Annotated in this window: 28 protein-coding genes and 1 pseudogene; 14 read left to right on the forward strand and 15 right to left on the reverse strand. The window is 58.6% G+C overall.

Translation table 11 applies throughout. The features are described from left to right. Positions 1-251, reverse strand: a 251-nt coding sequence (locus AC07PT_RS29790; RefSeq protein WP_494659113.1) for a transposase, incomplete at its 3' end; no start/stop codon positions are given. A 120-nt stretch (positions 252-371) separates the two neighbouring features. Here AC07PT_RS29790 and AC07PT_RS29795 point away from each other — a divergent pair. Continuing rightward, positions 372-1145 (forward strand): nitroreductase, encoded by a 774-nt coding sequence (locus AC07PT_RS29795; RefSeq protein ID WP_492349355.1) that lies wholly within the window; start codon positions 372-374, stop codon positions 1143-1145. A gap of 19 nt (positions 1146-1164) precedes the next feature. Next, on the forward strand, positions 1165-2865 hold the full coding sequence (locus tag AC07PT_RS29800) for an AMP-binding protein (protein ID WP_494659114.1): 1701 nt from the start codon (positions 1165-1167) through the stop codon (positions 2863-2865). 7 nt (positions 2866-2872) lie between these two features. On the opposite strand, the gene AC07PT_RS29805 is transcribed toward AC07PT_RS29800, so the two are convergent. Beyond that, a complete protein-coding gene (locus AC07PT_RS29805; protein WP_492362992.1) occupies positions 2873-3511 on the reverse strand; it encodes a Crp/Fnr family transcriptional regulator in 639 nt (212 codons plus the stop codon). Positions 3512-3625: 114 nt separating this feature from the next. Here AC07PT_RS29805 and AC07PT_RS29810 point away from each other — a divergent pair. Then, positions 3626-4737 (forward strand): IS3 family transposase gene (locus tag AC07PT_RS29810; protein WP_494659122.1). Its coding sequence is split into 2 segments (ribosomal slippage): positions 3626-3821 and positions 3821-4737, totalling 1113 coding nucleotides; the frame shifts between segments, so codons are not numbered across the junction. Positions 4738-4784: 47 nt separating this feature from the next. Here the strand turns inward: AC07PT_RS29810 and AC07PT_RS29815 are convergent. The 6 genes from AC07PT_RS29815 to AC07PT_RS29840 all read right to left on the reverse strand — a co-directional run bounded on the left by AC07PT_RS29815 (position 4785) and on the right by AC07PT_RS29840 (position 11960). Beyond that, on the reverse strand, positions 4785-5561 hold the full coding sequence (locus AC07PT_RS29815; RefSeq protein ID WP_492349352.1) for an enoyl-CoA hydratase/isomerase family protein: 777 nt from the start codon (positions 5559-5561) through the stop codon (positions 4785-4787). 42 nt (positions 5562-5603) lie between these two features. After that, positions 5604-6437, reverse strand: a complete 834-nt coding sequence (locus tag AC07PT_RS29820) for an amidohydrolase family protein (protein ID WP_492349351.1) — start codon at positions 6435-6437, stop codon at positions 5604-5606. A 15-nt stretch (positions 6438-6452) separates the two neighbouring features. Next, a complete protein-coding gene (locus tag AC07PT_RS29825) occupies positions 6453-7175 on the reverse strand; it encodes an NAD(P)H-dependent oxidoreductase (RefSeq protein WP_492349350.1) in 723 nt (240 codons plus the stop codon). Next, positions 7172-7900: an enoyl-CoA hydratase-related protein gene (locus tag AC07PT_RS29830; RefSeq protein ID WP_492349448.1), complete on the reverse strand. Its 729-nt coding sequence runs from the start codon at positions 7898-7900 to the stop codon at positions 7172-7174. The genes AC07PT_RS29825 and AC07PT_RS29830 overlap by 4 nt, the downstream gene beginning before the upstream one ends. A 2-nt stretch (positions 7901-7902) precedes the next feature. Beyond that, complete coding sequence (locus AC07PT_RS29835) at positions 7903-11445, reverse strand: indolepyruvate ferredoxin oxidoreductase family protein (RefSeq protein ID WP_492349447.1); 3543 nt, start codon at positions 11443-11445, stop codon at positions 7903-7905. Between the two features lie 227 nt (positions 11446-11672). Beyond that, on the reverse strand, positions 11673-11960 hold the full coding sequence (locus tag AC07PT_RS29840; protein WP_492349349.1) for a hypothetical protein: 288 nt from the start codon (positions 11958-11960) through the stop codon (positions 11673-11675). 129 nt (positions 11961-12089) lie between these two features. Between AC07PT_RS29840 and AC07PT_RS29845 the strand changes: the two genes are divergently transcribed. Together AC07PT_RS29845 and AC07PT_RS29850 are read left to right on the forward strand one after the other, a co-directional pair. Further along, entirely contained in the window at positions 12090-13064 is a 975-nt protein-coding gene (locus tag AC07PT_RS29845; RefSeq protein WP_492349348.1) for a GlxA family transcriptional regulator, read from the forward strand. A gap of 46 nt (positions 13065-13110) precedes the next feature. Continuing rightward, positions 13111-13830 (forward strand): Crp/Fnr family transcriptional regulator, encoded by a 720-nt coding sequence (locus tag AC07PT_RS29850; protein WP_494659115.1) that lies wholly within the window; start codon positions 13111-13113, stop codon positions 13828-13830. Positions 13831-13888: 58 nt separating this feature from the next. Here the strand turns inward: AC07PT_RS29850 and AC07PT_RS29855 are convergent, their stop codons facing one another. Genes AC07PT_RS29855 through AC07PT_RS29865 form a run of 3 tightly spaced genes read right to left on the reverse strand, consistent with a single transcriptional unit; the run spans position 13889 to position 16670 of the window. Then, entirely contained in the window at positions 13889-15298 is a 1410-nt protein-coding gene (locus tag AC07PT_RS29855) for a dihydrolipoyl dehydrogenase (protein WP_492349346.1), read from the reverse strand. A gap of 38 nt (positions 15299-15336) precedes the next feature. Further along, a complete protein-coding gene (locus tag AC07PT_RS29860; protein WP_492349345.1) occupies positions 15337-15984 on the reverse strand; it encodes a 2-hydroxychromene-2-carboxylate isomerase in 648 nt (215 codons plus the stop codon). 2 nt (positions 15985-15986) lie between these two features. Further along, positions 15987-16670: a glutathione S-transferase N-terminal domain-containing protein gene (locus AC07PT_RS29865; protein WP_494659116.1), complete on the reverse strand. Its 684-nt coding sequence runs from the start codon at positions 16668-16670 to the stop codon at positions 15987-15989. 394 nt (positions 16671-17064) lie between these two features. Between AC07PT_RS29865 and AC07PT_RS29870 the strand changes: the two are divergent. After that, positions 17065-17723, forward strand: a pseudogene (locus AC07PT_RS29870) (IS3-like element ISAzo10 family transposase); the annotation flags it as partial. A gap of 88 nt (positions 17724-17811) precedes the next feature. Here AC07PT_RS29870 and AC07PT_RS29875 read toward each other — a convergent pair. After that, entirely contained in the window at positions 17812-18000 is a 189-nt protein-coding gene (locus AC07PT_RS29875) for a hypothetical protein (protein ID WP_494659117.1), read from the reverse strand. 28 nt (positions 18001-18028) lie between these two features. After that, complete coding sequence (locus AC07PT_RS29880; protein WP_494659118.1) at positions 18029-18445, reverse strand: hypothetical protein; 417 nt, start codon at positions 18443-18445, stop codon at positions 18029-18031. A gap of 215 nt (positions 18446-18660) precedes the next feature. On the opposite strand from AC07PT_RS29880, the gene AC07PT_RS29885 reads away from it, so the two are divergent. The 3 genes from AC07PT_RS29885 (at position 18661) to AC07PT_RS29895 (ending at position 20676) form a co-directional block, all read left to right on the forward strand. Continuing rightward, positions 18661-19536 carry a restriction endonuclease gene (locus AC07PT_RS29885; protein WP_494659119.1) on the forward strand — a complete coding sequence of 292 codons (876 nt, stop codon included), beginning with the start codon at positions 18661-18663 and terminating at the stop codon, positions 19534-19536. Between the two features lie 82 nt (positions 19537-19618). Next, entirely contained in the window at positions 19619-19951 is a 333-nt protein-coding gene (locus AC07PT_RS29890) for a hypothetical protein (protein ID WP_492349341.1), read from the forward strand. Beyond that, positions 19948-20676: a DUF6880 family protein gene (locus AC07PT_RS29895; protein ID WP_492349340.1), complete on the forward strand. Its 729-nt coding sequence runs from the start codon at positions 19948-19950 to the stop codon at positions 20674-20676. Before AC07PT_RS29890 ends, AC07PT_RS29895 begins: the two co-directional genes overlap by 4 nt. Before the next feature lie 120 nt (positions 20677-20796). On the opposite strand, the gene AC07PT_RS29900 is transcribed toward AC07PT_RS29895, so the two are convergent. After that, the gene (locus AC07PT_RS29900) at positions 20797-21231 is read right to left on the reverse strand and encodes a nuclear transport factor 2 family protein (protein WP_492349339.1); all 435 of its coding nucleotides are present in this window, start codon (positions 21229-21231) and stop codon (positions 20797-20799) included. 132 nt (positions 21232-21363) lie between these two features. Next, positions 21364-22212: an NmrA family NAD(P)-binding protein gene (locus tag AC07PT_RS29905; RefSeq protein WP_492349338.1), complete on the reverse strand. Its 849-nt coding sequence runs from the start codon at positions 22210-22212 to the stop codon at positions 21364-21366. Between the two features lie 101 nt (positions 22213-22313). On the opposite strand from AC07PT_RS29905, the gene AC07PT_RS29910 reads away from it, so the two are divergent. From AC07PT_RS29910 to AC07PT_RS29930, 5 genes are all read left to right on the forward strand, one after another. Next, positions 22314-23240 carry an AraC family transcriptional regulator gene (locus tag AC07PT_RS29910; RefSeq protein WP_492349337.1) on the forward strand — a complete coding sequence of 309 codons (927 nt, stop codon included), beginning with the start codon at positions 22314-22316 and terminating at the stop codon, positions 23238-23240. Positions 23241-23603: 363 nt separating this feature from the next. Next, entirely contained in the window at positions 23604-23900 is a 297-nt protein-coding gene (locus tag AC07PT_RS29915) for a type II toxin-antitoxin system RelE/ParE family toxin (protein ID WP_492349336.1), read from the forward strand. A 14-nt stretch (positions 23901-23914) separates the two neighbouring features. Beyond that, positions 23915-25033 carry a HigA family addiction module antitoxin gene (locus AC07PT_RS29920; protein WP_494659120.1) on the forward strand — a complete coding sequence of 373 codons (1119 nt, stop codon included), beginning with the start codon at positions 23915-23917 and terminating at the stop codon, positions 25031-25033. 25 nt (positions 25034-25058) lie between these two features. Continuing rightward, positions 25059-25544, forward strand: coding sequence for a hypothetical protein (locus tag AC07PT_RS29925; RefSeq protein WP_494659121.1), 486 nt, complete (start codon positions 25059-25061; stop codon positions 25542-25544). 25 nt (positions 25545-25569) lie between these two features. Continuing rightward, positions 25570-26421, forward strand: coding sequence for a pPIWI-associating nuclease domain-containing protein (locus AC07PT_RS29930; protein WP_492349333.1), 852 nt, complete (start codon positions 25570-25572; stop codon positions 26419-26421). The last annotated feature ends 502 nt before the right edge of the window (positions 26422-26923 follow it).

A 26923-nucleotide genomic window follows, 5' to 3' on the forward strand; every position in this document is an offset into this window, starting at 1 on the left:
AGAACGCTCTTGAGCGCATGCATGTCCAGGTGCGCCTCGGCCAATAGCCGCTTGAGCTTTGCGTTCTCAGACTCCAGCTCTCGCAGGCGTTGGGCCTCCGAGACCTGCATGCCGCCGAACTTGGCACGCCACTTGTAGAAAGTCGCATCACTAAAGCCGCCGTTGCGGCAGAGTTCCTTGATAGGCATGCCTGCCTCCGCCTGTCGAAGGAACCCAATGATCTGTTCCTCGCTGAATCTGCTTTTCTTCATATCCGTCATTCTCCAGTTGGTCGCTAGAGGTGCATCTCACAAAGGTGAATGCCAGTCCGGGGGTCCAGGAATGTCATCGCGTCGACAGTCTCGCGCGGCCGCCATGCATAGCATTCCGCCATGAACTGCTCAGACCTACCAGTGGCCTTGCCCAACCATCCCATCCCGCCTTCCTGCCGCTCCCCCGGCTCGCCACCTCTCGCGGCCCTACCGCTACGCCAGGCAGTGGACTGGGCCATCGTCTCTCGGCGCAGCATACGCGCCTTTCTGCCCACGCCGGTAGGTCGGGGTGAGGTGTATGCCATCCTTGACGTGGCACGCCACGCGGCATCTGGCATGAACACCCAACCATGGCGCGTACACGTGCTCACGGGCGGCGCCAAAGATCGGCTGAGCGCTGCAATCGCTGCCGTGGACAACAATGGTGAAGCATCTGTAGGTCTCACCGAGCCCTACCAGTATTACCCGCTTGAATGGGTGTCACCCTATGTGGAACGGCGCCGCAAGGTGGGCTGGGATCTCTATGGCCTGCTCGGCATTGCTAAGGGTGACAAGGCGCGCATGCACGCCCAGCATGGCCGCAACTATCGCTTCTTCGATGCGCCCGTGGGCCTGATCTTTACGGTGAATCGGGTACTGCAGGCCGGTAGCCTGATGGACTACGGGATGTTCCTCCAGAGCCTAATGGTGGCGGCCCGCGCACGCGGTCTTGATACTTGTCCGCAGGTGGCGTTCACCAAGTTTCACCAGATCATCCACACCGAGCTGGGTATCCCCAATACCGAGATGGTGGTCTGTGGCATGAGCCTGGGCTACGCCGACCCGGGAGGCATCGAAAACACGCTGGTAACTGAACGCGAAAGCGTCGAATCCTTCACCACCCATCACGAATAGCATCTGTGGAGACAACAGCATGACCTTAAGTACACCAAACTGCCCATCCCGCAGCCCTTACAAGGGTGGTCTGGAACGAACATCCGCCAACTACTTGCCGCTCACCCCTTTGGGGTTCTTGGACCGCAGTGCACTAGTACACCCCGAAGGAATCGCAGTGGTACACACCGGTACCAGGCAAACCTGGGCGCAGACGCGTGAGCGCGCCTACCGTCTGGCAAGTGCCCTGGCACAGCGCGGCGTGCAACGTAGCGACACTGTGGCCATCATTGCGCCCAACACGCCGGCGATGCTTGAGGCGCACCTGGGCATCCCGTTGTGCGGCGCGGTCATCAATGCAATTAACTGCCGGCTCGACGCCGAGGGCATCGCTTTCATCCTGAACCACGGTGAGGCGCGCATCCTTATGGTGGACAGCGAATTCGCCGCGCTCGCGGCGCAGGCCGTCGCGGGCCTAGCTCACCCACCGCTGATGGTCGCGATTCACGATGCAGGCCTACCTGCAAAGCCAAACTTCGGCGCGCTCGATTACGAAGCCCTGCTGGCCGAAGGCAACCCGGCGTTCGAAGGCGTGTGGCCTGAGGACGAATGGGACCCCATCGCGCTAAACTACACTTCAGGCACCACCGGTGACCCTAAGGGCGTGGTACCCAGCCACCGCGGCACCTACCTAATGAGCATGCTGCAGTTGATCGACTGGGCCACGCCGCGCAACCCTGTGTACCTGTGGACGCTGCCAATGTTCCACGCCAACGGCTGGTGCTTCACCTGGGCCATTACCGCGGCCGCAGGCACGCATGTGTGCCTGCGTAAGGTCACGGCCAAGGCCATCTTCGATGCCATTGCCGAGCATGGCGTGGACCATTTCTGCGCCGCGCCCACTGTGCTGGCCATGCTTGCGAATGCACCTGCACATGAGCGCATCGTACTGCCGCGCCCTGTACGCGTTCTTACGGCGGGCTCGCCGCCGCCTGCCGCCATTCTGCAGGCTATCGCCGCCATGGGTTTCGATGTCGACCACGTGTATGGCATCACTGAAGTCTCGGGTACGCCCGTCAGTTGCGTGCGCCAGCCTGGTTGGGCGGCCTTGTCGGAGGACGGACGCGCACAGTTGCAGGCCCGCCAGGGCGTGCGCGCTGCAGCGTTGGAGCATTTGAGCGTGATGCACCCTGAGACCCTGCAGCCCGTGCCAGCTGATGGTGTGACCGCAGGCGAGATCATGCTGCGCGGCAACACCGTGATGAAGGGTTACCTAAAGAACCCTGAGGCCACGTCCAAGGCCTTTGCGGGCGGCTGGTTCCACACTGGCGACATCGCGGTGCTGCACCCCGACGGCTACTTGCAAATCACCGACCGCTCCAAAGACGTCATCATCTCTGGCGGTGAGAACATTTCGTCGGTGGAGGTGGAAGATGTGCTGCATCGCCATACCGCAGTGCTTCTTGCAGCCGTGGTGGCTCAGCCCGACGAACGATGGGGAGAGGTACCTTGCGCCTTCGTGGAGCTTAGGCCCGATGCCGTGGGGAGTGTGAGCGCTGAAGAACTCATTGACTTTTGTCGCAGGCATCTGGCGCGTTTCAAATGTCCGCGCCAGATTTTGTTCGGAACGCTGCCCCGAACGGCAACGGGAAAGATCCAAAAGTTTCGCCTGCGCGAGATGGCGGGCAGCCGCGAGGCCATCACAAAGCTAGCGCGCATTCAATCCGAGCCGTCGAACTGAGCGATCATCATTCCCTTGCGATGGCTTGTAGTTCCTTCAGGTCGATCACCTCGATGGAGCCATAACCCAGGCGAATCGCGCCACGGTCCTGTAACTCTTGCAACGCCCGGTTGGCCACTTGGCGTGAAACTCCTGACAGGCGTCCCAATTCTTCTTGTGACAGGGTGATGAGCCTCGATGTGTTGGGGAACAGCTCGTCGTTGAATAGCCCAGACAAGCTGTATGCGACCTGCGCCGTGGTATCGCCCAGCCGATCAGTCTGCACCTGCGCCACGTAGTGCGCTAGTCGTGCATTGAGCTGTCCAATGAGCCATAACGCAAATAGATGGCTCTCGTACAAAAGCCTCAGGAACTCATCGCGTGGCAACATAGCAACCACGCTGTCGGTGAGCGCCGTAACAGCGTAAGGCCGAGGCTCGTCCTTGAGCACTGATCCCTCGCCAAACCAGGCGCCCGAGGGAACGCCCGCGAAAGTGCTGATCTTGCCCTCTTCAGTGATGTTATCGAGCTTGAGCATGCCATGGATCACACCGGCCCAATGTGCTGTCGGCATGCCGCGCCCAAATACAACGCTGCCAGCGGTAAAGCTGCGCACCCTGATAGCGCATCGCACACGCTTCACTTCTTCCTCGGTCAGTGCTGCCATCCAAGACGACCGGGAAAGAAAAGAATCAAGCGGATCTGTATTCATGTTCATGCGAGCGTGCTGAGTTTCGTGCGGATTCTCCAGCAGATCTCAGCTTGCGCCAAGCAAGCTGAGATGGGCATCAGCGTTGAGGAGGTCTGCCGCAAGATGGGCATCAGCGATGCGACGTTCTATGTGTGGCGTAAGAAGTACGCAGGCGTGGGTCCCTCGGAGCAGCGTGGACTGCGACAACTCGAAGAGGAAAACCGCAAGCTCAAGCAGATCGTGGCCGATCGGAGCCTGGACAAGGCGATGTTGCAGGCAGTCGTTGCAAAAAAGCTTTGAGGCCTTCGCAGCGGCGCGCGTTGGTGCCCGAATTGATGCAGCGCTTTGGATGCAGCCAACGCAATGCGTTGCGTGTGGTGAAGATGTCGACCTCGACCTACCTGTACAAAGCGGTCAAGAAGGACGAGTCGGCACTGAAGATGCGCATCAAGGAGATCACCGACACAAGGGTGCACTACGGTTACCGCCGGGTGCACGTGATGCTCCGCCGCGAGGGCCACAGGGACAACGTCAAACGGGTCTACCGCTTGTATAGGGAAGAAGGTCTGTCGCTGCGCCTGAAAAGGCCGCGGCGCAACAAAGCGGCCAAGTTACGCCAGCCTAAGCAGTTGGCCCACGCCATGAATGAAATCTGGAGCATGGACTTCGTGGTCGATGCCTTGTTTGATGGCCGAAAGCTGCGCATGCTGACGGTCGTAGATCTGTTCACCAGGGAGTGCCTGGCCATCGCGGTTGGCCAGAGCTTGAAGGGGGAAGATGTCGTGCGAACGCTGAGCGACGTCTGTGTCCAACGTGGCCTACCAGGCACGATCAAGACAGACAACGGAAGTGAGTTCATCTCCAAGGTGATGGACAAATGGGCCTACGAGCGCGGCGTTGAGTTGGACTTCAGCCGGCCAGGCAAACCGACAGACAACGCGGCAGTGGAGAGCTTCAATGGTCGACTGCGGCAGGAGTGCCTGAACGCGAGTTGGTTCTTGTCATTGGCGGATGCGCAGACCAAAATCGAAACGTGGCGCAGGTACTACAACGAGAGTCGTCCCCACTCTGCGCTGGAGTGGGCCACACCCGCTGAATTCGCCCGCAGTTGCTGCCTGGAGGCAGCAACTGCGATGTCAGAGAGGCCGGAAGTTTCTACTTCTGAGCGGTACTGGAACTGGTACAGGGTCACATGCCGCTGATCCAGACGGCGATTGCGCGGCAGCACAAGTAGCCCCGACGCACGACCTTATTTGCGCTTGTGCATGATTTCCTGCCGACGGCGATCTTGGGCCTGCCGGTTTCCAGGGTCGCTCATACCGTTCGGCAGCAAAGCATCGAGAGCAACAGTGCGCTCGTCAATCTGCTTGTTGGTTGCATCCTGTAGTGCTTTCTTGGACATCGCATAGGCGACGTTGCAGTCAGGGGTGATGCAGCGCGCGTAGCGAATGGCCGTGGACAGCAGTTGTCCCGGCTCCACCACTTCATGAAAGAACCCCAGTCGCTCGGCCTCATCCAGACCGTACAACTCGCCGCGCAAGGTGGTCAGCGCCCCCACCTTGTCGCCAAGAGCGTACTTGATGATCTCCACATAGGCCGCCGGCATCGGAATGCCAATGGGCACTTCGTTGAGACCGAATTTCGCGGTCTTGCGGGCCGCGATGCGGAAATCACAATCCAGGGCAGTGATCAGGCCCCCGGCAATGGCGTGGCCGTTGATAGCCGCAACCGTAGGCCTAGGGTACCGGAAGATGCGCAGATTGGTTTCGCGGTAGGCCTTGTACCAGTCGCGGATCTTATCGAGGTTACCGCTTCCGAAGATCTCGAAACTGTACTGGAAGTCAATACCAGCCGAGAACGCATCACCCTGCCCCGTCAAAACGACGGGGAGCTCGCTGAATTCGCGTTCGAGGCGATCGAATGCTGCATGCAGGTCGGCAAAGAACTGATCGTTCTGGACGTTGACCTTGTTGGTGTTCATGCGCACGACGGCGCATTCATCAATGACTTCGATATCCCATGCCATGTGAGTCTCCTTCAGTTGTTAAGCAAAATGCGGCCAGTGGAATCAATCTTGCAGGTTGAACGCGCGACGCGCATTCCCTCCAAGAAATAGGGTGAGTACATCGTCTCCGAGTTCCAGCGCCTGGACGTCCTTCAGGCATTCTGCTGGGGTCAGCATCGGAAAGTTGGAGCCGAAAAGCACCTTGCGCTTTCCGGGCCCGCGCATGTAGTCCACCATTTCCTGAGGGAAGCGGGAAGCCTTGTAGGCCGAGGTGTCGACGTATACGTTCGGGTGCTTCATCATGAGCGAGATCATCTCGTTCACCCATGGGAATCCGATGTGCCCACCGACGATGCGCAGTTCAGGGAACTCGTGCGCGACGTTGTCCAAATAGGGGATCGGCCGCCCAGGCTCCGAAGGCCGCATCGGCCCGGCATGGCCCACCTGCAGACAGAACGTGATGTCGAGTTCGACGCATTCGGCATAGAGAGGGTAGTACCTGCGGTCGTCGGGAGGAAGCCCCCACAGCCAAGGCAAAACACGCAAGCCCTTGAAACCAAACTGCTTGACGCATCGGCGGAGTTCCCGCACTGCGTCCATCGGCCTGTTGATGTCGACAGACGCAACGCCGACGACGTATCCGGCGTTCACCTTGACCGCCGCGGCCACTTCGTCGTTCGTGATCATCGGCCCTGCCGGTCCCCACCACGCACTCGCGATCGCTCGCGTGACGCCTTGCTCGCGAAACGTCTTGAGGGCCTCGTCGTGCGAAATGTCCGGATGGTCCTCCGCCAGAGTCCGCCATGCCGTCGGCCATCGGCGCAGCGAATCGAACATGGGGTTGAGCAGGTATGCCTTGTTCGGCAGCTGCATCCATGCATCAATGATTTCGGTCATCTAACAACTCCGGACTCAGGTTGACGGAGTCTGCGCCGTTTTGGGCCGGAACTGGTCGTCGAAATCATCCAGGCTGGGCATTGGCAGCACCGGGCGGCTGTCGATGTTCTCCAGGGCATAGAAGAGCTTCATGAGCATGCCCGTTCGTTCTGTATCGTCCACGTAAGGGACGTGATACGCAAAGAACGGCTCATGTACAGAATAGCCCACATATCCCAGCGTGCCTTGCAGCAAGTGCTTGAGCATGTCTTTCAAGTCCCCATGGATCGAGCCGGGACCAAACATGTAGTCGCGCCCCCCCAGTGATGCGACGATCATCGCGCGCTTGCCGCGCATGCCGCCGCGGTCATAGACACGCGTTCCTCCATAGAAAACCCCAGACAAGAACACCCGGTCGATCCAACCCTTGAGTTGAGCTGGTGCCGAATACCAGAAGATGGGGAACACCAGCACAAGCAGATCCGCATTGCGTACGGCCTCGACCTCGGCGGCAATTTGTGGGTCGATGGTCTGGTTTTGCCAGGCATGACGTTGCTCCAATGGATAGACTAGATAGTCCTCGCGTGACCTGGCACCAAAATCGTCCGCACTGGCCACAGCATTGAAGTTAATGGCCTGCAGATCGGTCACACTCGTCTGCCAGCCATCTTTCTCCAAGGCTTCCTTGGTCAAGTCGCGCATGGCCGCGACGAACGAGTTCGGTTCAGGGTGCGCGTAAACGATGTGTGCGCGTTTCATTGCGTGCTCTCCATTGCCTTTCGACGGCGGCCGACGGCCGCGTTGATTTCGATCACCTCTTCATCAATGCGTTGGTGATATTCGCTGCTGGGATGCAGCCAGTCCTTGATGCGACGAAGAATCATGGGATCCTTCGCAGCGAGAAACTTTGCACGCTCCCAGGCCCGCGCACCGATCTCTGCCGCGGGCGATATCTCTGCGACAAGTCCCCAATCGCATGCCTCGGCGCCCGTGAACTTCTCGCCGCCGAGGAGCAGGCGCTTGGCCCGCGGCAGGCCAACGGCCCGCTGCAACAGCAGCGTGCTGGCCGCCTCCGGAGCGATTTCCAGGTCGACGAAAGGAAGCCGGAAGACGGTGTCGGCACTCGTCACCACCCAGTCGGCATGCAGCAGCCAAGTCACGCCGATCCCTGTAGCGGAGCCATGCACCGCAATCACGACTGGTTTCCTTACGTCAGCGATGGCATGCAGGAAGGTTGGCACGGCATCCTGCGACTGCTGAGGCCATTCGTCGAAGGCCTTCAAGTCATGGCCGGCGCAGAACACGTCGCCCGTCCCTGTCACCAGAACACAGCGCACATCATCTCTTTGATCTGCGACCGTCAGCGCATCGGCAATGGCCGCAAACATCGGTATGGTGAGCGCATTGCGCTTCTCAGGCCGAGCTATACAGAGATGCCATACGCCGTCGTGCACACTGCATTGGATGGATTCGGTATCTTTCATGCTCACGTGGATGCTCCTTGCAACCGATGTCCCTTGGTCATCGGTGCATTGTTCTTGCCAGTGATCTCTTCCAGCAAGGCCCGCTGGCGTTCACGCGCCTCTTCGATGGCTTGCAATTTCACATGCCCGAACCCACGGATCTGCTCGGGAATGCGCGCCAACTCCAGACACTCTTTCTGCTTGGCCGCCAAGAAAGGCATCGTCGCCTGGATACCCTGCATGTATTCCTCGATCAACGCGCGCTCCGTCCTACGCTCATGCGTGTACCCAAACGGGTCGAACAACGTACCCCGAAGGAACTTCAGCTTCGCAAGGATTCCAAATGCCGACGCCATCCATCCGCCGTACAGTTGCTTGCGGAGCAGACCATCCGAGTTGCGACGAGTAAAGAGTGGGGGCGCCAAGGAAAACCCAATTTTGTATTCTCCATCGAACTGGCTTTCGATCAGTTTGCGCAGTTCAGGAGACGAATGCAGGCGCGCCACTTCGTACTCGTCCTTGTAGGCCATCAGCTTGAAGAGATTCTTGGCGACGGCCTGTTCGTAGCCGACGGGCTTGGCAGAACCGGACGAGCGCACAGTACGCAGAAAGTCATCGTACCGCTGGGCATAGCTACTACCCTGATAGGCCACGAGCCGCGCATGGCGGTCCTGAACCAGTTCCTGCACGTCTTCCTTGCCTGCCTTTGCCACCCAATGCACCACCGCAGCTGGCTTTGCCACCAGCCGCTCTGGCGACACAACGTACTGCCGACCGATCTTGAATGCACGCAAGTTGGCCGCGACCGCCTGCCCGTTCAACTCGATCGCGCGGCACAGCGCATCGTGCGACAGCGGAACCTGCCCCGCCTGCCAAGCGGCGCCCAACAAGATCATGTTGGCGTAGACGCTATCTCCGCAGTAGCGCACCGCGATGTCATGGGCCGGGATCTTGGTCAGGAATTCCTCTGCACACGCCTGCTCGATAGTGGCCCACAGCGCCTCGTTCGGCATGCTGAAGTCGCGGTTACGCTGGAAGTCGGAGGTGGGCGATACATTGGTGTTCACCATGGCGCGGCAATCAGGCTTCAACCGGCTGATGGAATCCGGATGTGCGCTCACTACCAAATCGCCCCCGATGAGCGCATCCGCGGCGGCGTCCGGTATGCGGGGCGCGTAGATGCCTTCGGCCGTTGCCGCGATGCGTACATGGCTCCAAACCGCGCCGCCTTTCTGGGCCAGGCCGGCCATGTCCATCACGGAGCAATGCAGGCCCTGCAGGTGCGCCGCCATGCCCAGGATGTTGCCGATCGTCAGCACACCCGTGCCGCCGATGCCGTTGACCAGTACGGCGTAGCTGGTGTGCAGCGCTGGCAGTTGGGGATGGGCTGGCTCGGGCCAGGCGGCGGGATCCCCTTCAGAGCCGGCACCGGAGTCGACCGGCTTCTTGCGTAAGGCCCCGCCCTCCACGGCCACGAAGCTAGGGCAGAAGCCGTCGGCACAGGAGTAGTCCTTGTTACAGGAGGACTGGTTGATCTGGCGCTTGCGGCCCAGCGGCGTCTCCAGCGGCTCGATGGAGACGCAGTTGCTCTTGACGGTGCAGTCGCCGCAGCCTTCGCACACTTCCGGATTGATGACGTAGCGAACCGGAGGATCCGGGTACTTGTTTCGCTTGCGCCGGCGTCGCTTTTCGGCGGCGCAGGTTTGGTCGTAGACCAAGGCGGTCACGAAGGGCAATTCGCGCAACTCGCGCTGGACGGCATCTAGATCGCGCCGGTGATGGAAGGTCGTGCCAGGCGCAAACGCTGTTTCGTGCCCCTTGTATTTCTCGATGTCGTCACTGACGACCACGACGCGTGCCACGCCTTCGGCATGTAGCAGTTGCGTCAGCATTGGTGCCGTGAGCGGTCCGTCGTGCGGCTGCCCGCCCGTGAGCGCTGTCGCATCGTTGAACAGTACCTTGAACGTTATCGGCGTCTTTGCCGCCACGGCCTGCCGGATGGAGAGCGAGCCCGAATGGAAGAACGTGCCATCGCCCATGTTAGCGAACATGTGAGGCCGCTTGGAGAAGCGGCTTTGCCCCACCCACGGAGCACCCTCGCCGCCCATGTGCGTGTAGCTTTCGGTACGGCGATCCATCCAGTTGGCCATGTAGTGGCAGCCGATCCCGGCCGAGGCGCGCGAACCCTCGGGTACCTTAGTAGAGCTGTTGTGCGGGCAGCCAGAACAGAAGTACGGCGTGCGCATGAGGGGCGCCAGGAGCTTTCCCTTTTCTGGCGTGTAGGGGAGGGCCTGGCATGCGTCCATGCCCGCAGCATGAAGCCGCGCCTGCAAGGCCGCTGCGATGTCCACGGGCCCGAGTTCGGAGTCTCCGCGCAAAAGGCGCTGTCCATGCGGAATCTCGAATTCCGCGCATTGGAGCCCACCACTGGACTTACCTACGACCTGAGGCGCTTTCTCGCCACTTACGGCAAGCGGGTAGAGGATGTCCTTGACCTGCTGCTCGATCAGCGCCCTCTTCTCTTCGACCACGAAGATCTCGTCGAGGCCCTGCGCAAACTCGCGGATGATCTGCGGCTCCAGGGGCCAGACCATGCCGAGCTTCAAAATGGCGATGCCCCTCGCGGCCAGATCCTGCTCGCCGATGCCGAGCATCCCCAGGGCTTCGCGCACGTCGTTATAGGGCTTACCGCCTGCAATGATGCCGATGCGGGAACCTGCGCCCTTGGCTACGATGCGGTTCAACCCGTTGGCACGACAGTAGGACAGCGCCAAGGGCAGCTTGGTGCGCACGATCCGCGGCTCCTGCGTCGCCCACACGTCGGGCCAACGGATGTGGACGTCTTCCGTCGCCTCGAAATCCTCGGGCGGCCGACACTCGACCCGGAACGGATCGACGTCTGCGATCGAAGTGGTCTCAACGATGTCTCCCACACACTTGAGCCCCACCCACAGGCCCGACGCGCGGCTCATCGCCCAGCCATGAATCCCATAGTCAAGGTATTCCTGCACGTTGCTCGGGTACAGGATAGGTATGAACGATGCGACCAGCAACTGTTCGCTTTGGTGGGCGAACGAGGACGACTTGGCGGTATGGTCGTCTGCGGCCAGCACGAGGGCTCCGCCATGCGGAGAAGTTCCAGCCGCGTTGGCGTGCTTGAGGGCGTCCGCACTTCTGTCAACGCCGGGCCCCTTGCCGTACCACATGGCGAACACTCCATCTACCGTGGCCTCCTCCGGGTGCTGCATCAATTGCTGGGTTCCCCAACAGGCCGTCGCAGCCAGATCTTCGTTGAGACCCGGGATAAACTCGATCTGTCTTTCTTTGAGGAATTTCTGAATACCCCAGAGAGTCTGGTCAAGACCCGACAAGGGCGACCCACGATAGCCGCTGACAAATCCGGCGGTGTTCAACCCTACCGCACGGTCGCGCGCACTCTGGTTGAGCAGCAGTCGAACCAGGGCCTGCGAACCGCTGATGTAGGCGGGGCCGCGATCAAGCCGATAGCGGTCTTCGAGTTTCGCCGGACGCAACAGGGCACCGGGCGGCGGCGTGACCTCAGACATACCGCACCTCCCCATGTTGAACGCAGGCAGAAAGAACAGCACTGAAATGTCCTTCGCGTGAAGCAACTGCACGCTGTGACAGGCTCATGGGGAACTCCTTGTATTTGTTACTGGGTCGGGATGCCATCCCTCTATTAACCGACACGTAGCCCTGTTCGTACATTGGCGATATTGACTTTACTTGTGCTAAATTCGCCATCTCGCATCGAGCTTCAGACGGCGAGACCTCAGAACGACAGCCCAAACACGAAATAAGCGATCCCGACCAAGGCTGCCATCGCCACTGCTGGGATGGCTACCAGCGCGTACCCACGATAAAAGTACTGCACTTGGCTGGCGGGCAGAACAGCGAATCCTTGACAGTTTCCAAGTATGGAAACCTGGTCGCCGTCTTCAAAAGCTGGATGGGGTTCTCTGTCAACGACCTCGCCGGAGTTCACATCCATTTGGCTCTGCGAACCTTGATCGCAGCTAGGAACGTTGCTGCGCAATGACGCAAGGGGTATGCCGCTCATTTGTGCTCCTTTTTGTAGTCGCTGCTCTAGAGGCCAGCATCGCTTATTAGGCGGACGGCACGTGTTCGTGTAAATTGTCGAAACTGACATGATTTATGCTGTTTACGACGAATGACACGTGCTGCCATCTTGACTTTCGACGGCTGCTACGCCTCTAGCGTGGCAGGGTTTGCCGACATCCTTCAGATTGCGAACTCGCATCTGAAGCTCGAAAATGCGCCGGCGTCGGCATTGTTCGATTGGCGTTTCGTGTCGCCGTCGGGTGACTCGGCGATCGCCAGCAATGGGTTACCTTTGCAAACCCACAAGTTGGGACCGCGTGAACGCTATGACTTGGTGTTTGTGCCTAGCTTTCACTATGGTGGGCACCGACAGTTCGACCAGTTCCTCGACCGGCAGGCCGATGCCTGCGCATGGCTAACAGCGCAATGGCGCGCGGGATCATGGATCGCGGCGAACTGCACGGGTACCTTCATCCTGGCCCAGACGGGCTTGCTGAATGAGCGCACGGCAACGACCACATGGTGGCTTGAGCGCCAATTCAGGGCAAAGTTTCCGCACGTCGACCTACAACTTCGCCCCGTGATCACGGAGATGGATCGACTGATCTGCGCAGGCGCGTCAGCGTCGTACCTGATTCAGACCGTGCGGGTCATCGAGCGCTTTGCTGGGCCGGTCATCGCGTCACAGTGTGCAAAGGCAATGCTGATCGACGTGAGTCAAACCAGCCAGATTCCGTACCTTCCATTGCTGGCACAGAAGAACCACTCAGACGAGCTGGTGCATCGAGCCCAACGCTGGCTGCAGAGCAACATGACCAATGACCTGAGGATCACAGAGCTTGCCGATGCGCTCGCAGTCAGTGACAGAACCCTCATCCGGCGCTTCCGCAGCGTTCTGGACCAAACGCCGCTAGCCTATCTTCAAGATCTTCGGCTAGAAGCTGCGCGCGCACTGCTCGAGACAAGTTCACATAGCGTGGAAGAAGTGGCGAGTCAGGTCGGATACAGCGACACCAGCTCCTTCTCCAGACTTTTCCGTCAGCGCATTGGGATGAGTCCGGGAGCCTACCGTGGCCGCTTCCAGATGGACTCCTCGATCTAGGCCGAATCAACATAGTGGCCAGTGCCTGAGGCGTTGCAAACGAATGATGGAACAAGGAATCATCCGAGCATCCACAGTAGACGATACTTCCGTGTCAAGCGTAGCCGACTTCCTCGGGAAGTGGCCATGGTTCCACGCGCTCTCCCCCGAACTTCGAGCCATGGCGCTAGGAACGTCAGTAGAGAAGAAGGTGGCCTCTGGCGAGTATATTGCTCGCGCCGGTGAGCCCAGCGCATACTGGTACGGCGTCATGCGCGGTCACCTGCAGATGTACATTGTGGGCCCTGAGGGAGACGAGACGACGCTTTACTACCTGCGGGACGGAGAATGGTGCGGCGATGGATCCTTGTTGAAGAGGGAGTTGATGCAGTACGACCTGCGCGCTCTGACCTACGCACACCTCTGCCTTATTCCTGCGAATACCTTCAATTTGCTGCGCAGCTCCTCACTTGAGTTCAGCAACTTTCTTTGCGATGTCCTGAACGCCCGAATGGGCGAATTCGTCGGGATGCTTGTGGCTTCGCGCCTGCTGGGACCTGAGAAGCGGGTTGCGAAGGCACTCCTGATGCTCGCCAAAAACGGAAGCGAAGACACGCATAGGTTGTCGATCAATCAACACGAATTGGCATTGATTTGTGGACTCTCGCGCCAGCGAGTGAACATGGCGTTGGCGTCTTTCAAGCAGGATGGAATCGTCCTTACCGAAGGCACCAAAGGCTATTTGATCGTCCACATTCAACAACTGCGCAATTACATCGGGATTTGACAGCGCGGTGACGCGTTGACAGCGTAAGGCCGCGGACCTAGCCCGAACTGTGCCGAACTCAGCCGAGAAAGGCTCCTCCTTGTTTCTGATTGGGCATGGCCCGTGCGAGATTCCGCAGGCCTGTGCGCAAGCCTTCTGCGATGACAGGGTGATAGAAGGGATATCCGAGCATCTCATGCACAGTGTCACGACGCTGGATGGACCAGGCTAACAAGTGGGCAACATGCTCTGCAGCAGGCCCGATCATTTCCGCACCCAGGAGTTGCCCGGAGTCGCTTGCCGCATACAAGTGCAATGCCCCTTTGTTCTTCAGCATGACTCGGCTGCGACCCTGGTTGGCGAAGGACACAATTCCAACCGTGAAATCCACACCGGACTGGCTCAACTGCGCGTGCGTCTGGCCCGCCACCATGATCTGCGGATCTGAGAAGACAATGCTCAAAGGGGTGCGGCGCTTTCGGCGCCGCACCTCTGGATAGCGCCCAGCATTGTCCCCGGCAATGCGTCCTGAATCGGCAGCTTCATGTAACACCGTCAACTCGTTGGTGACGTCGCCCGCAATGAAGACGTGGCTATCACCGACACGACCTGTTTCCTGGTCGTAGACCGGAATACCGTCGTAGTTGATTGGAAGCGTGGTCCGAAACAGATCCAGTTCATAGATGTTCGGGCTCCGGCCGCTGGCGACCAATACCCGTTCAAACCGCCGCGTATCGTCGCCGACGTGCACCAGTACCTCGTCACCGTCACGGCTTAGGCGCAGATCTTTCGCCTCCATCTGCAAAGGAATTTCATCGCCGACGATCTGCGAGGTCAGCGCCTGCAAGGCAGGGTCTGTCAATGGCCCCATGCGATTGCTGCGCCCATACATCGTCACCCTGACCCCGAGGCGATACAGCGCTTGGCTCAACTCCAGCGCGATCACGCCTGTTCCCAGGACGGCAAGTGAACTTGGCAACATGGTCCATTCAAAGACATCGTCATTGACGATCAACCGCTCACCAACGGCCTGCCGCCACTGCGCCGGCACGTTGGTACGAGAGCCGGTGGCAATGACGATGCGTTCGGCAATCACCTGGGTGTGCTCATCTACCTGCAGAGTGTGATCATCCAGGAATCTCGCATAGCCACGCAGGCGATGCTCAGGCGGCCAACCTTCAACTGCACCGACCGTGAATCCGACGAAACGATCACGTTCGTCACGGACGCGCTTCATAACCGCAGCACCGTCGACATGAGCCGCCCCAACCCGGATACCGAACGCATGGGCTTGGTCCACAGAATGCGCGGCCTCTGCAGCTGCAATAAGTAGCTTGCTGGGCATACAGCCGACTCGCGCGCAGGTCGTTCCGTATGGGCCACCCTCGATGACCAGAACACTGGATGTATGTGCAAGGGCCGCCTTGTAGGCAGATATCCCAGCGCTTCCAGCTCCGATGATCGCAACATCCACATGGACTCTATTCATGAACAATTCCAAAGAAAAAAGAGACTGGCAGCCAAACCTCAGCCGCTAGAAAGGGGCGGAGTACAGCGTTCATCCCTACCTTTTTCGGATGCATCTATGATCGCCGACGCCAGCAGATCCATACGGTCTCCGCCCCAGAACATCTCCCCCCTGTAGATGAAAGTCGGTGCCCCAAACACGCCCAGCCTATCTGCATGTTCGAGCGTCCCCGCCAATGCGCCTTCGGCGTCTCTTTGCAGGAATTCATTCCACTCCAAAGGCGACATCCCCGCGTTGACCAGAGCCGCCTCTACCTCAGCGGGAGATTCCAAGTCGAACTCGCGCCGCCAGAATGCCGTGAGAACTGGGTCGCAGAACTCCCAAAGCCGATTTCTGGCCTTTGCAAAAAGAATGGCCTGACTCGCGAGCGTCGGATTCCAGAGCTTCGTCGTGGACCGCAACGTCAACCCCTGCAATTTTGCGAGCCGCCGGCAATCCATGTATAGGTACTTAAGCTTCGCGACGTCGCGACTTGATCGCTGCTCGATTTCTCCACCGTACGCGGAGCGGAAGTCTGTCACGTATGGCCACCAATCGAAGGCGACGCCGCTGCGCTGAGCAAGCTCGCGGGCCGGTCCGAGCGCTAGGTAGGAGTAAGGGCTCCGCAGATCGAAGAACGCATCCACCCGGTCAGTATCAATCGACATGGTTAAAGGCTCTTCTTGAAAAGGTTGAGCTTCGCTTCGTCAGACTTAGTTACGTCCACCCATTGGTCTCTCAGGAGATCCAGGCCGCGGCCAACGCCAGGGCGGCTACGCAGCCGGCCATACCAATCCTGCACACGGGGGAACTCGTCCAGTGGGACACCGGTCATCTTGTGGATCCGGATCCAGGAGAAACTGGCCATGTCGGCAATTGAGTACTCATCGCAGATGAACTCCCGACCTTCGAGACGATCATTCAACACCTTCAAGAGACGTCTTGTCTCCGTCTGGTAACGAGTGATGGCGTAAGGCTGCTTATCAGCTGCATAGCGAAAGAAGTGCTGGGCCTGGCCCATCATCGGGCCGATCCCACCGACCTGCCAAAACAGCCACTGAAGTACTTCGCTACGCTTGCGCATCTCAGTAGGGAGGAAGCGCTTCTCCTTCTCCGCCAGATAGACCATGATGGCGCCAGTCTCGAAGACCATGAACGGCACGCCACCGTCGGACGGCGCGTGATCCACGATCGCTGGTATTTTCCCATTCGGGTTGATCGCGCGATAGCCGTCTGTATGCTGGTCGCCTGCAGTGATATTGATCGGAATTACCCGGTAAGGAATCTGCAGTTCCTCAACCAGAATCTGCACTTTGTGACCGTTCGGTGCCGCCCAACTGTAAAGATCGATCATCCTGTCTCCTTTTGTATAAAACTGAAGCACTCGGCCTCTGTAGATATCCAACTCAGACTCCGTTGTAGGTTAGCAAGGGGCGCTGACGAGTGATGTCTTTGCGATGACAGATCGGCTCCGTAATACTGGACGAATTCAGCCATCAAGCTTGATGCAGCCCGGCAGGCGGAATTCTTGTTACCAACTAGTCACGCTGGTGGAATTGCCCCCGTATGACCGGACACGGTCTATTCGCAATTGAGCGCTTGGCCGTTTACCTGACTTATGCGCGGGTGAAGTTAGACAAATTCACGCGGTGTGCGAATTTTCAGACCCGAATAGCCCCCCGTGTCAGACTTGTTGTCGCCTCCTTAAAACAGAAGAAACTAGGGGGTGAGGACGATGAGAGAACGACGTGGCCCGATACGGACAAGACTTCAAGAACAAAGCATTTGCAAAGCTGTTGCCACCCGAGAGCGCCCCACTGGACCAAGTGGCAGCCGAGGTGGGTGTGAGCGCTTCAATCCTGGAGCGTTGGCGCAGTGATGCTTTGAGCCAGCCTCGCATTGACAGCAAGGTTTGGAGCGCCGCGGCCCGCTTTGATGCCCTGCTGACCACGGCTGCGATGGACGAGGCGGGCAAGAGTGCCTGGTGCCGAGCCAACGGGGTGCTGCTGCACGACCTGCAACTGTGGCGGCAAACCGCAGCCCAGTCGCTGGCCGATCCTCAAGATCAACGGGCCAGCCCTTCACAAACCGCCCAGGACCGGCGCCGCATCAAAGAGCTCGAGCGCGACCTGCGTCGCAAGGAAAAAGCCTTGGCAGAAACCGCAGCCTTGCTGGTGCTGTCAAAAAAGTTAGAGACGATCTTCCAAAAGGACAGAGACGAGGACGAATGACCTCGCTTGAAGATCGTCAACAGATGTCTGAACTCATCACCCAGGCCTGCAACGCCGGGGCCCGACTGGCCCTGGCCTGCGAGCTGTGTGGCCTGAGCGAGCGCACCCTGCAGCGTTGGCGAAGCCGGGCAACAGGAGCCACGCTGGAGGGCGACCAACGCCCCCATGCCCAAAGGGCGAGGTTCCTTGGGTGCGAATGACGTAGGCATCCTGGCGAATGTGCTGTGGTGGGGGCCCTGCTGGATGAAAATCAACCCGAGAGTCTCAGACTAGCTTGAAGAAGCCATTGGCATCAACGGTCAGCTTGTTCGTCTCAACGAGCTTCTTGATTGATGCCCCGATCGAGCCGCGAGGCAGGCCACTGATCTTAGCCATCTCGACATGGCCAACAGCCTTTGCCTGTTTGCCAAGGATTTTCTTGAGTGCTTTAAGCAAGAGCTCCGAGTTGGACATCTTTGGTTTGTCGGCAACAGCAGATAGCTCAACCGTGGCAGTTTGCTTGCTTGCTGGCTTTGCGCCTGCCAGGCGCCTTGCTGACGACCTTTGCATCCTCAACCATCTCTGAGGGGGAGGCAACTGAACTTTGCTTAACTCGACGCTGGCGGGTCACAGAGGGCAGGGCGGGCAGGACTGGAACCTCGGCCTGAACCTTCTGCGCGGCATCCAAGAAAATGGCCTTGAGTTGCTGTTCCAAGGAATTCATCTCGTGCACCAGGCGCGCCACCTGCCGCATCTGCTGATAAGCACCATCTACCTCGCGGCCAAAAGGTTGCAAGGCCATTTGCTCCATTAAGGCTTGCGAATGCGCCTGAAGCTCCTGTTGTAATGCAAGACCCGCCGCATTCACGGCCGAGCCGGCAGCTTGGAGTTGAGACAGCGTCTGAGAAGCAATTGCCATGTGGGTACCCGACGTAGTGAACGAAATGGTCAAATTCTATCCATGCGGGTCGGCCTGATGACGGCAAAAATTCCTCGGACAGCAACCCTTACCCAGGGTAGAGACCTTCGTTGAAGCTAGGTTCTTCGCTATCCTCCCCACACTGCCCGGTGCCGCTAGAGCACATGGGCAGAAAGGGAGAGGAAATGGGAAGGTCAAGAAAGAACGACGGTGTTTTGGATCTCATCATTGAGATGACGTCAGGTTTGCCCTGGTGGGTCAGTCTGATCCTGGGTGGCATTCTGTATGGAGTCTTTGGCTCTTTGCGATCTGGGGCCCACGTGATGGTTCAACCCATCTATTTTGCGTGCCAGATCGCTTTGCCGTTGGCCTGTTGCATTGGCGCGATCGTGTCGGTGATCCGCAGAAGAAAACGTGCGCAGCTCTTTGATCAGGTGGCAACCAACCCTGCCCAAGACAGCCTCCAGCAGATGAGTTGGCGTGAGTTTGAAATGCTGGTCGGCGAAGCCTTTCGGCTTCAAGGCTACTCGGTTGAAGAAAACGGGGGAGGAGGGCCTGATGGTGGTATCGATCTTGTTCTGTGGAAGGACAGCCAAAAACACATCGTCCAGTGCAAGCGTTGGAAAACCTACCGTGTGGGCCCCGAGGTCGTACGCGAGCAATACGGCATCATGACCGCCATTGCTGCTGACGGTGCCATCATCGTCACCTCTGGGCATTTCACCGAGGCAGCCCGCAATTTCGCTAAAAATCTGCCTATTCGCCTGATCGACGGGCCGGAACTGCGCCGAATGATTGGTCAAGTTCAGGCTAAGCGCGCACAAGCCTCACGCTCCAATCCACCCAAGAAGCAAGCACGCGACACCAGGAAGGCAAAGAGCATTCCGCCATATGAGCCCGTCTTATTGGCTGACCCTAGATTGACTGCAGAAGCAGTCCACAACTTAGCCCCCGCCTGTCCCAGATGCCAGCAGTCAATGGTCCAACGAACCGCCAAAATGGGCAGCCTCGCAGGCCAGACCTTCTGGGGATGTTCCACCTTTCCTGCTTGCCGAGGCACACGACCGTTTGCTCCTGCGGGACAATCGTGATCGACTTGAGGCCGGATCGTTGTTTTTTGCAGGACGTGGGTTATCCAGTCAATCCGAAGCCCCTCAAACCTCATGCCGACCTATGTACGTGATCAACGCCTGGCACTATCTTAATGACAAGGGCGCGATAGCACCCGAAAAGGTGGCTGCAAAGAAAATGGCTGAATTCGTGATGGCGGTCGTCGCACATGCCTCGAACTTCGATCGCGCAGAGGAAGTCCCTGGGCCCTTGTGTCATCGCCGCAAACAGTCGGAGGATCAGCACGTAAAGACTGCCATGGATGACGATGAAGTCATCCACTGGTTCTGTCCGACCTGCTCCTCAGAGGGGTGCATCTCCGACTGGCAGGGAATTTTCTGGGATCTTTCCAGAAGTGCAGCCTCTGACGCAGCCATAAGCCCTGCCTATCGATGACAAGCGCCCTGCCTGAGTCGATTGAAGAATTTCTGCGGCATCGGGACGCTGCCACCCTGCGTACCGTCTTGCTTGAATTGGCCTCTCACCATGAACATGTCATGGACCGATTGCTCCGTCTACAGATGACCCAGCAACCCAACGCATTGAGCGACGAGTTCAAGAAAACCTTGAAGGCCTGGCAGCGCTCTTCGAAATACCATGGCTATGACGAAGCCTCAGCCTATGGGCGCAAGTTGGAAACATGGTTGAGCGAAGTTGCGGCCGAGGTGCAACCCAACCATCCTGCCGATGCAATGGCTTTGTTTGAGCAGTTCATCGAACTTGACCGGCATTGGTTTGAGCACGCTGACGATTCCGCCGGGGATATCGGCATGGCGATGCAATCCGCCTGCCGCCACTGGCTTCATGCTTCGGCCCAGAGCAAACTGGACCCGAAGCAGGTCGCAACACGCCTGATTGAATTGTGGCGAGGTGATCAATACGGGGGGCGAGAAGAACTGCTCCGTCAGGCAAACATCTCGCTTGATGAATCAGGATTACGCGCGCTCGTGTCCAATTTCGAAAGCTTGATGACTCAAGCTGCTCCTCTTCTGAAGGATGGAAGCCCAAGATCCACTGAGGTCTTCAAGATCTCAGGGGCGCTGTCACTGCTGTCTAAGGCCCTGCACGATCCCGAGGTCAAGATTCGTGCTGTGCTGGCTTACAGCCCAGAACCGAAATGAGGTGTCCTATTTGATTTTCGAAGCCACAAGCCGAGAAGTGTTTTCACACAGCCTCGGCCGAGAGCGGTCTGTGGCGACAGGCACCTCACCTGCAGCTCATCCAACGCATTCCACCTGCAGTTACAGGCCATGGACGGTCAGTGCATTCCAGGCTGCGAGGGAGTCCATGTAGTCCCGCCAATGCACCATTCGACGGTTTGTCACGGTGATGATCGAGCAAAACCGGTTGTTGTAGCCTTTGTTGGTTGACAAGATTGTCCCGTGCACCTCGTACTCCAGCACCACGACCTTGCCGTCTTCGGCTGCGTGCAGCGTCAGGTGATCAGCCGCATGAATAACGATGTGCTGACCGTATCCCCGGAAACTCTCCATGAGTGCATGTTTGCCACGAATGACACGTGGCCAACCGGGGAGCTCGTAGAGCACTTCGTACGTCATGTCGTCAGACGCACAGTCGAAGAAGTGTTCGCCGTCGACGCGCTCGCCCAAGGCTGTGCGCACCAGATCGAAATAGGGTTTGACCGGCTTGAATGTCGAGTAGCGTGAACCTGTCATGGGGGCTCTCCTTGATGGGAATCGTGTGTCTGCGTTGGTTTCTGCATTGCCCATGGTGGGTAGGTTTTGCCTTCCACAATGGCGGCAGATCGTTCAAAGCTCACTTGTCAGCCTGGTGCAGGGCCGCGCGCGTTAGCGCCATGCGGCGGCGGTTGCGGCGGCGAACTCAGTGAACGACGATGCTGCCTTGCCTGTGACCGCCAGCACGTCGCCATTGGGTTGCGAGCCGTGACCGTTGGCAATCGTCTCCGTCAACATGCGCAGCACGTCACCGTATTCTGCGGGCACCCCCGTCTGCGTCATCGCACGGATCCAGGCCTCGCGCTCAATGTCACGGTAGGTGATCCTGCGTCCAACCACCCTCGAAATGAGCGCTGCCGCCTGCTCGAATGTCAATGCCTCGGGGCCCGTGGGGGCGTAGGCGCGGCCCGTATGACACACAGGGTCGGTCAGCGTGGCGGCCGCGACTTCGGCGATGTCCTCGGCACTCACAAAGGCCTCAGCCCCCATCCCGCAGGGCACGACGATCTCATCGTTCACCGGTTTCAGGAATGTCTCGCTGAAGTTCTGCATGAACCAGGCGGGCCTGAGGATCGAGTGCGTGAAGGATGGGCGCGAAGCCAGGTCAAGCTCGACTGCGCGCAGCGCCACTTGTGGCGGAGCCAGCTCAATGCCGTGGGCACTGAGATAGGTGATGTGGCCTACACCCGCGAGCTGCGCCTCGTCCAAAAACCGGCTAACAACCGGTGCGAAGTCGACCCGCAGGACGGGTGACACCAGGTAGATGGCCTGAGCGCCTTGCACGGCGTGGGCGAAACTTGACGGATCGTCCCAGTCGAAGCGAACGTCTGCACCTCGCCGGGCCGCCGTGCGGACGGTGGTGCCACGCTCGCGCAGCTTTTGTGCAACGCGCGCGCCGGTCTTGCCGGTGGCGCCGAGAACCAGGGTCGGTCTAGGGATGCTGGGGGTGCAGGCGGTCATGGTGATCTCCGGGATGTAGGTCGGTGATGCAGACTTTAGGGGCGACCATTGAATGCAACAATAATCAAATAGCTCGTAAATTTGTGTGATACGCTCATTTCGTGGACATACTTCAAGAGCATCTGACTCGCGCCCGAGCCTCCGGTGGAGTGTTCGCGCGGTCGATCGCTATCGCCCCCTGGGGGTTGCGCCTGCCTGGCACGATCCAACTCGCGGTGCACGCTGTACTTCAAGGGCAGGCATGGCTTTGGGTCGAGGGCCATGAGCAAGAGGCGCTTGAACTGCGGCCGGGCGACCTGGCCCTTGTACGGGGAGGCCCGGACCACTTCATCGCCCACGAGCCCGGCGCGGTCTGCGTCTTGCCAGAAGACTTTCGGGCTCAGCAACCCGTAAATGAGGCAGAGCGCGATCCGCGTGCGGCTGTTTTCCTCTGCGGTGCCTACCGCTTTTCCGGCGACATCGGAGCGGGACTGGTCAATTCATTGCCATCGATGTTGGCGATTCCCGCACGCATCGACGATCCAATTCACGGCGTCGTGGCGCTGTTATCGCGCGAGCTTTCTCATCTAGAGCCGGGTCGGCAGACGGTTCTGGATCGATTGCTGGACGTCCTGGTGGTGCTGGGCATTCGCACTGGGCTAGCGTCCAGCGCAACAGCGCCGGCCTGGTTTCGTGGCGCTTCGGACCCGCGCCTGTCCAAAGCCTTGCAGGCCATGCATGGCGCCACCAGCAAGGCTTGGACCGTGGACGAGTTGGCTGGCTTAAGCAATATGTCGCGGGCAACATTTGCTCGCGTCTTTCAAGACGTGTTGGGCGATGCGCCCATGCGCTACCTCACGGCTTGGCGGATGGCAATCGCGCGTGATCTCCTGCGAACTCCGGACATGGCCCTTAGCGATATCGCAGAACGGGTCGGGTATACATCGATGTACGCGTTTTCGGCCGCCTTCCGCAGGCATAACGGTTTGCCGCCTGGACAGTGGCGACAAGGCAGTGCTGCGTCTGCGCAAGAAACGGTGGCTCACTGATGTCATTTGCAGCAGGCTTCGTGCGAAGTGCACAGTGGGTCGAAGCCAGAAGGGCTGGTATCAACCACGCAAAATTTCAACTGGCGACAGGCGGTCACGTTAAGCGGACTTACAAACTCTACGTTTGGGTCACTGGTGGTCGTACACCTACACCACGTCCTCACAATGCCGCCGGCCAGCTATTCAAACTGCGTCAGCCCGAAGCTCAAAAGACTGTTTGTGTGGGGCACACATCGGCGGCGGACTCTCAAGAGTGAAGCGCAACGAAGATTTAGCGAGGCGATCATTTATAAAAAAGTCCATCTTTACGCAACGTGTAAAGATGGACTTGACATTGCAAGATGCTCGTTCTAGACTCAGCGCATGGATGTTGAGTTTGACGATGACGACCTTGACCGCTTAGAGACCGATGCCCAGTACACGGCTGGGTATTCGCAGGAGGTCGTGCGTGCCTATCGAAAACGGATGCAACAAGTTCGCGCCTTCAGGGATGAGCGCGACTTTTTGGCTGTGAGGTCGCTGAACTTTGAAAAACTCAAGGGGAACAGAGAAGGACAACATTCAATACGGCTGAATTTGCAATGGCGTTTGATTCTGGAAATTCGAGGCAACCACCCCTGCAAAGTCGTCGGAATTATTGAAATTGTTGACTATCACTAGAAATCGGAGAGAGTATGAACGCACGCGTGCCTGCTGAAGTATTCCCGCCAGGAGAGTTCCTGCGGGAGGAGTTGGAAGCGCGGGAGTGGACCCAGCAAGAGTTGGCAGATATTCTTGATCGGCCGCCGCGCCTAATTAGCGAGGTCATCGCTGGAAAGCGCGCCATTACGCCCGAGACGGCCAAGGGTTTGGCAGACGCCTTTGGCATGTCGCCCGACTATTGGATGAATCTGGAGAGTCAATACCAGCTCTCCAAGGTCAAAGTCCCCAACAACAATGTCGCGCGCAAGGCGCGGCTGTATGACAAGTTCCCTGTGCGGGAAATGCTCCGCCGTGGTTGGGTGTGCGCCAGTGAAAACATCGACGTGCTGGAGCAGAGATTTTGCGCCTTCTTTTCCATCCCAGACATGTCAGCGGAGCCTGAACTATGCCACAGCGCCAAGAAGACCCACGCGACCCTAGATGTCACACCGCTGCAGTTGGCCTGGTTGTTTCGTGTGAAAGACATGGCGAAACAGCAGGTGGTGCCCGCCTACTCGCGCGCAAAGCTTCTGGCAGCGTTGGACAAGCTTAAGGCACTGACCCTCTCGCCAGAGGAAGTGCGACATGTGCCCCGTATCCTGGCTGAGGTAGGCGTTCGTCTTGTGCTGGTGGAGTCCATTGCCGGCTCCAAGATGGACGGCGCTTGCTTCTGGCTCGAGGAAAACAAGCCGGTCATCGGCATGACACTGCGCTTCGACCGGATTGATAACTTCTGGTTCGTCCTGCGGCACGAGATTGAGCACGTGCTGCGCGAGGACGGGAAGACCAACAATGAAGCGGTCATCGACACCGACGTGGGCGAAGACAAGGTGGAGTTGCCTGAATGCGAGCGGCTGGCCAATGCGGCAGGTGCGGAGTTCTGCGTGCCTTCGGCAGAGCTTGAGAACTTCATTGCTCGCGTTCAGCCCTATTTCTCCGAGGAAAAAGTACTTCGCTTCGCGCAGCGAATCAATGTACATCCGGGATTGGTGGTCGGCCAACTCCAGCGCAGGATGGGGCGCCACGACTTCTTGCGCAAGCACCAAGTTAAGGTGCGAGCGCTGGTGCTGCCGTCGGCTGATGCCGATGGTTGGGGCTCGTTCAACGAGTAATCACAACATTGAGCTGAGAACTGCTATGACGGCATATGCGAATCAGGTGAAGTCCTACATTGAGCGATATCAGGCGGAGTTTGGAGGCGATGGCTTGCTCGACCCGCATGTGGTAGCTGAGTGGGCGTACCGCAACGGACTTCACAAGCCCAGCGTCCGTACCGTCGTCGATGCCATAGCAGCGGACATCGCCCAGCAATTCCGTGAGGAATACCGAACTGATGCCAAGGGTCAGCGATATCGCGCCATGCACGCTGTTCGTTCCAAGAAGGGCGACAAGACCATGTCTCTGTGGGCAGACATGGACGACGAGCGAGCGCCTCGTGACCACTTCGTGCGGTCTTTTGCGCAACGGCGTCAGCAAATCGTCGGGGACTGTTATCAGCTCAAAACCGACGTGGACGTCTACAACGCGAAAGACTCCTCGCAGAAGCCCATCCAGGTTCCGCTCGACTTCACGTATGACGTGGAAGAACTGCAGTTGCCCTACCAGGGCAAGCAGGCTGCCTGAGGTGGCTGAACTCCGGAACGGCGCGATGCAGACGGCACTTGCACTGGCGGAGGAGCTCATGCCGCGGATGGCCAACGAGTTCCAGAGGCGGCTCTTGGCCGCCACGATGCAGAGTGTGCAGGAGACCTCGAATCCCTTGCGTTTGAACAACTTCTCTGCGTCTTTTCGGGAGTTGTTTCGCCACGTACTAGTTGAGTTCGCACCTGACCATCATGTGATAGCAACCTCATGGTTCGTGCCGGACGCTAAGAACGCAGGAAAAGTCACTCGTGCGCAGAAGGTTAGCTACGTTGTGCATGGTGGCCTTGACCCGGCATATGTAGAAGACGAACTGGGCATTGATGTCTTTGCAGAACGACAAGCACTGCTGAAGATCATCGACCGGCTCAGCAAATTCACTCACGTGAATGAGGACTCCTTCGGTTCTAGCCCGCACGAAGTTGAGCAGCAAGCGCTGGCAGCCTGCGAGGCGCTACGGGCCTTCCTCGACTGCGCTGATTCGACGCGCAGGCTCTTGTGCAGCAGGATTGAGGAGCGAGTCCACGAAGACGTGGTCAGTGAGGTCATCGGCGACACCATTCTTTCCCTCGATGAAATTTCGACTCATCACTGCATCGATGAAGTGGATGTCCACCAGATCGAGGTGACTTCAATGGACCATGCGGAGATTCAGTTCATTGCGCACGGCTCGGTCGGAGTTCAGCTCCAGTGGGGTTCGAACAGCGACGTGCGCAGGGGTGACGGCGCAGTCATCCAAGACTCGTATCCACTGACCTGTAAGTTCTACAGCAAGGTAGAAACCCCTGAAGAACTTGAGATGGTCAATTACTCACTGTGCGTCGACACCAGTTCGTGGTGGGACGACTACTGCGACTAGGGAGAACCATTGTGAGCATCGCCACAGCCGTCCAAGGCCGCAACCTGCTGTCGTTCATGTACGACGGATATCGAAGGACGGTTGAACCGCACACATATGGTACGGACAAGCAGGGCCACTCGGCGCTTCGCGCCTATCAGGTGGGTGGAGGTAGCGAGTCCGGACAATGCGTCGGTTGGAAGCTGTTTCACACAAATGAAATGCACGGTGTGACGGTTCAGCCCCAGACCTTTGCAGGCCCGCGTACTGGCTACAAGCGTGGCGATAAGGCTTTCACAAGCATCAAGGCCCAGCTCTAAAGCGCTGGGAGCCGGCATGGTGCGGTTGACTTGGTGCCTGCCAGACCGAGAAACTTGACCAATGCCATTGGACTACTCCCCGCTCACGCCGGATAACGACTTGATGCGAGTACACGGTTGGCTTAACAGGCTGAAGAAATACCTCCCACGCATCCAGCCCAGCAGCCCAACCCCCGGTAAGCTCAGCGGAGCCTCCCACATCA

The organism is Curvibacter sp. GW821-FHT09D12, assembly GCF_059416245.1.

Bases quoted from the DNA above. Each gene is read 5' to 3' on its own strand.
- AC07PT_RS29905 (WP_492349338.1), bottom strand. From the start codon at position 22,212: ATGACCGCCTGCACCCCCAGCATCCCTAGACCGACCCTGGTTCTCGGC.
- AC07PT_RS29925 (WP_494659121.1), top strand. From the start codon at position 25,059: ATGACGGCATATGCGAATCAGGTGAAGTCCTACATTGAGCGATATCAG.
- AC07PT_RS29805 (WP_492362992.1), bottom strand. From the start codon at position 3,511: ATGGCAGCACTGACCGAGGAAGAAGTGAAGCGTGTGCGATGCGCTATC.
- AC07PT_RS29915 (WP_492349336.1), top strand. From the start codon at position 23,604: ATGGATGTTGAGTTTGACGATGACGACCTTGACCGCTTAGAGACCGAT.
- AC07PT_RS29930 (WP_492349333.1), top strand. From the start codon at position 25,570: ATGCAGACGGCACTTGCACTGGCGGAGGAGCTCATGCCGCGGATGGCC.
- AC07PT_RS29815 (WP_492349352.1), bottom strand. From the start codon at position 5,561: ATGGCATGGGATATCGAAGTCATTGATGAATGCGCCGTCGTGCGCATG.
- AC07PT_RS29875 (WP_494659117.1), bottom strand. From the start codon at position 18,000: ATGTCCAACTCGGAGCTCTTGCTTAAAGCACTCAAGAAAATCCTTGGC.
- AC07PT_RS29920 (WP_494659120.1), top strand. From the start codon at position 23,915: ATGAACGCACGCGTGCCTGCTGAAGTATTCCCGCCAGGAGAGTTCCTG.
- AC07PT_RS29890 (WP_492349341.1), top strand. From the start codon at position 19,619: ATGTACGTGATCAACGCCTGGCACTATCTTAATGACAAGGGCGCGATA.
- AC07PT_RS29840 (WP_492349349.1), bottom strand. From the start codon at position 11,960: ATGAGCGGCATACCCCTTGCGTCATTGCGCAGCAACGTTCCTAGCTGC.
- AC07PT_RS29880 (WP_494659118.1), bottom strand. From the start codon at position 18,445: ATGGCAATTGCTTCTCAGACGCTGTCTCAACTCCAAGCTGCCGGCTCG.
- AC07PT_RS29855 (WP_492349346.1), bottom strand. From the start codon at position 15,298: ATGAATAGAGTCCATGTGGATGTTGCGATCATCGGAGCTGGAAGCGCT.
- AC07PT_RS29850 (WP_494659115.1), top strand. From the start codon at position 13,111: ATGGAACAAGGAATCATCCGAGCATCCACAGTAGACGATACTTCCGTG.
- AC07PT_RS29895 (WP_492349340.1), top strand. From the start codon at position 19,948: ATGACAAGCGCCCTGCCTGAGTCGATTGAAGAATTTCTGCGGCATCGG.
- AC07PT_RS29820 (WP_492349351.1), bottom strand. From the start codon at position 6,437: ATGACCGAAATCATTGATGCATGGATGCAGCTGCCGAACAAGGCATAC.
- AC07PT_RS29795 (WP_492349355.1), top strand. From the start codon at position 372: ATGAACTGCTCAGACCTACCAGTGGCCTTGCCCAACCATCCCATCCCG.
- AC07PT_RS29860 (WP_492349345.1), bottom strand. From the start codon at position 15,984: ATGTCGATTGATACTGACCGGGTGGATGCGTTCTTCGATCTGCGGAGC.
- AC07PT_RS29830 (WP_492349448.1), bottom strand. From the start codon at position 7,900: ATGAAAGATACCGAATCCATCCAATGCAGTGTGCACGACGGCGTATGG.
- AC07PT_RS29800 (WP_494659114.1), top strand. From the start codon at position 1,165: ATGACCTTAAGTACACCAAACTGCCCATCCCGCAGCCCTTACAAGGGT.
- AC07PT_RS29900 (WP_492349339.1), bottom strand. From the start codon at position 21,231: ATGACAGGTTCACGCTACTCGACATTCAAGCCGGTCAAACCCTATTTC.
- AC07PT_RS29825 (WP_492349350.1), bottom strand. From the start codon at position 7,175: ATGAAACGCGCACACATCGTTTACGCGCACCCTGAACCGAACTCGTTC.
- AC07PT_RS29865 (WP_494659116.1), bottom strand. From the start codon at position 16,670: ATGATCGATCTTTACAGTTGGGCGGCACCGAACGGTCACAAAGTGCAG.
- AC07PT_RS29835 (WP_492349447.1), bottom strand. From the start codon at position 11,445: ATGTCTGAGGTCACGCCGCCGCCCGGTGCCCTGTTGCGTCCGGCGAAA.